The 371-nt window shown below is 58.2% G+C and carries 1 protein-coding gene; it reads left to right on the top strand.

Features of this window, described 5'->3' with window-relative positions:
• Positions 1–371, top strand: a 371-nt coding sequence (locus tag AC1DIS_RS30200; protein ID WP_477781329.1) for a DUF5801 repeats-in-toxin domain-containing protein, incomplete at both ends; no start/stop codon positions are given.

Raw genomic sequence — 371 nt, 5'->3', positions numbered from 1 at the left:
GAGCAACCATTACCAATATCAGCTTCGTCGACAGCACTGGCGCACTGCTCAATGGCGTGGACAGCGGACTGGATACCCTCAATGGCACCAGCATCCTTCTCTATACCGATACGAACGACAACATCCTTCTGGGCCGAGCCGGAGGCCCAACCGGCGCAATCGTGTTCGCGGCCTATATCGAAGAAACCGGGTCGCCGCTGTCGGGCGGCAAGATCTGGACCGTGGAGTACCAACCGCTCAAGCATCCAGATGCGACGAACCCCGACGATGCAGTCAATCTGCTGAACAAGGTGTTCATCGGAGCCGGTCAGGACGCAGAATTCAGTCTGGCCAATGCGCCGTCGGGCCAGCAGTTGTTCCTGATGGTTCAC

The sequence above is a fragment of the Pseudomonas sp. 05N433 genome (genome assembly GCF_056396925.1).
The sequence above is the reverse complement of the archived record's forward strand: the minus strand, read 5'-3'. Positions and strand labels throughout refer to the sequence as shown.